The 3,206-nt window shown below is 70.1% G+C and carries 3 protein-coding genes and 1 pseudogene; 1 reads left to right on the forward strand and 3 read right to left on the reverse strand.

Going from position 1 to position 3,206, the window contains the following annotated elements; all coding sequences use genetic code 11:
- Positions 1 to 1,135, reverse strand: a 1,135-nt coding sequence (locus K8V84_RS02395) for a glutamate-1-semialdehyde 2,1-aminomutase (protein WP_304069749.1), incomplete at its 3' end; no start/stop codon positions are given.
- Positions 1,136 to 1,256: 121 nt separating this feature from the next.
- Positions 1,257 to 1,919: a phosphatase PAP2 family protein gene (locus tag K8V84_RS02400; RefSeq protein WP_304069751.1), complete on the reverse strand. Its 663-nt coding sequence runs from the start codon at positions 1,917 to 1,919 to the stop codon at positions 1,257 to 1,259.
- A 273-nt stretch (positions 1,920 to 2,192) separates the two neighbouring features.
- On the opposite strand from K8V84_RS02400, the gene rraA reads away from it, so the two are divergent.
- Entirely contained in the window at positions 2,193 to 2,675 is a 483-nt protein-coding gene (gene rraA / locus K8V84_RS02405; RefSeq protein WP_304069754.1) for a ribonuclease E activity regulator RraA, read from the forward strand.
- A 63-nt stretch (positions 2,676 to 2,738) separates the two neighbouring features.
- Here rraA and K8V84_RS02410 read toward each other — a convergent pair.
- Positions 2,739 to 3,206, reverse strand: a pseudogene (locus K8V84_RS02410) (ABC transporter); the annotation flags it as partial.

Genomic DNA, 3,206 nt, shown 5'->3' on the forward strand with positions numbered 1-3,206 from the left:
ACACCTTGGTGTCGGTGGTCCGAGCGGTGTCGAAGTCGACGACGTCCTGGTCGGTGAAGAAGACCGTGAAAAGGTTGCCACCGTTTTGGACCCGGTGGGTGACCCCGGCGCTGTCGAGCGCCTTGGAGACCTCGGACCGGACCTGAGCGGAGACCCGGTCGATGTGTTCGTAGACCGCCGGGATCGCACCGCGCAGGGTGGCGAGACCGGCCGCCGTGGCCAGCGGGTTTCCGGACAGCGTGCCCGCCTGGTAGACGGGGCCGTTCGGGGCGAGCCTGTCCATGATGTCGGCGCGGCCGCCGAAGGCCGCGGCGGGGAGTCCACCGCCCATGACCTTGCCGAACGTCACCAGGTCACCGGCGACCTCCTCCAGTCCGTACCAACCGGAGGGACCGACCCGGAAGCCGGTGAGGACCTCGTCGAGGATCAACAGGGCGCCGTTGGCGTGCGCGACCTCCTTGAGCCGGGCGTTGAACCCGGCGCGGGGCGGCACCACCCCCATGTTCGCCGGGCAGGCCTCGGCGATCACACAGGCGATCTCGTCCCCGTACTCGGCGAAGGCGCGTTCGACGGCCCCGATGTCGTTGTAGGGCAGCACGATGGTGTCCGCGGCACTGGCACCGGTGACACCCGGGGAGTCGGGCAGCGCGAAGGTGGCGAGGCCGGAACCGGCGGCGGCCAGAAGGGCGTCGACGTGGCCGTGGTAGTTGCCGGCGAACTTGATGACCTTGCCGCGTCCGGTGAAGCCGCGGGCGAGGCGGATCGCGGACATGGTGGCCTCGGTCCCGGAGTTGACCAGGCGGACCTTCTCCACGGCGGTGCGTTCGACGATCAGCTCGGCGAGTTCGACCTCGCCGGGTGTCGGCGCGCCGTAGGAGGTACCGGCCGCCACCTGACCGTGGAGGGCCTCCACCACGGAGGGGTCGGCGTGGCCGAGGACGAGCGGCCCCCAGGAGCAGACGAGGTCGACGTAGCGGCGCCCCTCGGAGTCCGTGAGGTAGGGGCCCTCGCCCTTGACGAAGAAGGGCGGGGTGCCGCCGACGGCGCCGAAGGCGCGGACGGGCGAGTTCACACCGCCGGGGACGACGGCGGCCGCCCGCCGGAAGAGCTCTGCGGAAGTCTGTTGAGTACCCACCTCACCAGTGTGTCAGCTGTCCCCGCCATCGCGACCGTGACCCACCCCGCACTCCGTCCCAGGGGCGAAGACGAACGTGTGCCCTGCTCCGAGGTCGGAGCAGGGCACACGGAACGGGGTTCTACCGCTCGGCGTGCGTGTGCTGCCGGCCGGCCTCCTGCTCGCGCCCGGAGGGCGGGGATTCGGCGCGCAGGAGGGGGCGCAGCAGGTCGATCTCGACGAGCCGATCGACGACGAAGGTCATCGGACGGGCGGCCAGGAGGCAGACCAGGGTGGCGACGATGGCGCCGACCAGCAGGCCGACCGTGACGTCGTGCGGGTAGTGGGCACCGACGAAGACCCGGGAGAAGGCCTCCAGGAAGGCGAAGAGGGCCGCGGCGACGGCGAAGCGGCGCCAGGCGACGATGACCGCGGCCGCGGCGGCACCGGCGATCGCGGAGTGGTTGCTGGGGAACGACCAGTCGCCGATGGGGTCACAGGTGGCGATGACGCTGAGGTCGGTCATGGCCTGACAGGGCCGCATCTGCTGGAAGAACGACTTGATCGTCACGTTGGCGCAGTAGGCGATGACGGTCGCGACCGGGGCGAAGAGCGCCAGGCCGACCCGGCGCGAGTCGACGGACCGGGCCTTCCACCAGGCCATGAGGAACAAGAGCGCGAAGACACCGAGGAACAGGTCGGTGCCCAGCTCGGCCGCGGACTGCATCCAGGGGTCGAGTCCGGCGGCGAACTCGATCACGGCTCGCGACCAGGCGGCGCTGATGGCGAAGATCTCGGAGACCATCTCTCTCCATTGGGGTCGTACGGGGGAGAAGAGTCGCTCACGCAGCAGGGGACAGCTGGGCGACGTTCCGGTGACGGAACTCCCACGGTCGAATGACGGGAAGCTCTCATCCTGTCATCAACCGGAACCCCGCAGGGCCGTACTGCGCGGAAAACCGACGAAAGCGCACGGCCGGACCGACGAAGGAGACACGTGGCCCCGGCGAAGGCCTCGGGCACTACCAGTGAGTAATTTGGACGGGTCCATCCGTCTCTCCCAGTGACCGGAGCTGTCATGGCCACGAACTTCACCACCGCGGACCTGATCGACGACCACGGCGACACCCTGCGCAGCTGCTCCACGCAGTTCCACCGCTACGGCGGCCACGACGTGTTCTCCGGGCCGATCCGCACCGTGCGCTGCCACGAGGACAACGGCCTGGTCAAGCAGATCCTCAACTCCCCGGGCGAGGGCGCCGTCCTGGTCGTGGACGGGAACGGCTCGCTGCGCAGCGCCCTGATGGGCGACATGATCGCGGAGTCCGCCGTGCGCAACGGCTGGGCCGGGGTGGTCATCAACGGCGCGGTCCGCGACACCGTCGCCCTCGGGAAGCTGGAGCTGGGTGTGAAGGCCCTGGGTTCCAACCCGCGCAAGTCCCTGAAGGACGCGGCCGGGAGGCAGGACGTCCCGGTGACCTTCGGCGACGTCACGTTCGTCCCCGGCGAGTGGCTCTACAGCGACCACGACGGCATCGTCGTCAACGAGACGCGGATCTGAGACGAATCAGACATGAACGGCGAGGGGCCCGTGAACCCCCCGCCGTTCACTTCTCCGCACGGGTCAGACCTCTCGGGCAGCGCTCCGGTTCAGCGCGAGGACGAGGGCCCCCACGGTGAGCACGACGGTGGTCGCGATCGCCGGGAGAAGGTCGCCGAGTGACGCGCCCACCGCCGGGAGGACCACTCCCTGGAGCAGGGCGCCGGGCGCCCACTCGGAGAGGAGCGGCAGGCTCCCCACTCCGGCGCACAGCACCAACACCAGGACGGCGACACCGACCACGGCGAGCGCGTTGCGGACCAAAGACGACGCCAGTGCCACCACCGCGACCACGAAGACCATGTACAGCCCTCCCAGGAGGGCACCGAACATGGTCGCCGGCAGCGGCGGACCACCGAAGAACATCGCGGTGAAGGCCCAGGCCACCAGCGCCCCCACCAGGTGCGCGAGGACCGCGGCGAGTGCGGGCAGGACGACCCGGGGCAGGATCAGTCGCGCCGTTCCGGGCACCCTGGACCGGTAGAAGACGGC

This window comes from Nocardiopsis listeri (genome assembly GCF_020741345.1).
Taxonomy (GTDB): Bacteria; Actinomycetota; Actinomycetes; order Streptosporangiales; family Streptosporangiaceae; genus Nocardiopsis; species Nocardiopsis listeri_A.

Excerpts from the sequence above, each read along its gene's own strand:
- rraA (WP_304069754.1), top strand. The coding sequence starts at position 2,193 with ATGGCCACGAACTTCACCACCGCGGACCTGATCGACGACCACGGCGAC.
- K8V84_RS02400 (WP_304069751.1), bottom strand. The coding sequence starts at position 1,919 with ATGGTCTCCGAGATCTTCGCCATCAGCGCCGCCTGGTCGCGAGCCGTG.